The sequence below is a fragment of the Acinetobacter sp. genome, assembly GCF_036666595.1.
GTDB lineage: Bacteria > Pseudomonadota > Gammaproteobacteria > Pseudomonadales > Moraxellaceae > Acinetobacter.
Map to the genome: position 1 here is coordinate 1 of NZ_JAVWVO010000088.1, position 676 is coordinate 676.

Below are 676 nucleotides of genomic sequence, written 5' to 3' on the forward strand. Positions count from 1 at the left end.
CTTTAATTGAGTTTACTCAAATACAGTGCCAAAAATATGGTATTGCTATCAGGAAAACTAAATCAAAATTACACTATTTTTGTGTCACTACTGGTACATGGAAATCAGATTATTTTGACTTACCACATATTGACAACTCAGATGAATTCTTAATTCTAATACCTAAAACGTTTATTCCTAGTGTTCCAACTTACAATCCAATGTATTTCTATACACATGTTGCCCAAGAGCATTTTAAAAAGCAGGCTATGTTTACTAATGATTCTTGTATCAGTCGAGATCGTAATGGAAATATTCAGGTACTTAGCAAAGATCTAAGAAGTTCTGAACAATATAAGCCAAATAAAGGAAATATTAAACGAGGAATCATTGAGAAACCTGAACTTTTATTGAAATACAGAAATGAAGTCGCAATGGATATCTATTATAGAAATTTTAAAAAATAGTTTAAGGAGCTTCGGCTCCTTTTCTATATGAATAATGCTTCTGAAATTTTTTTTCCCCGTAAGAACGTATAAATCTTATGGTCAAGGTATCGCGACTATTATCGAACGTGTTTAATTAACACTAAGATAAAATAAAAATCCCCCTTGTTGGAGTATATAGTAAAAACAGTGTCTATTCGCGTGTGAGTGAGTGACAGGGCTTTACATATAACGTCAGCGGCTTTAATTTC

The 676-nt window shown here is 31.8% G+C and carries 1 pseudogene; it reads left to right on the forward strand.

Annotated features, from left to right (window positions below):
• Window positions 1-446: pseudogene (locus RR876_RS16940) on the forward strand (hypothetical protein); the annotation flags it as partial.
• Between the last annotated feature and the right edge of the window lie 230 nt (window positions 447-676).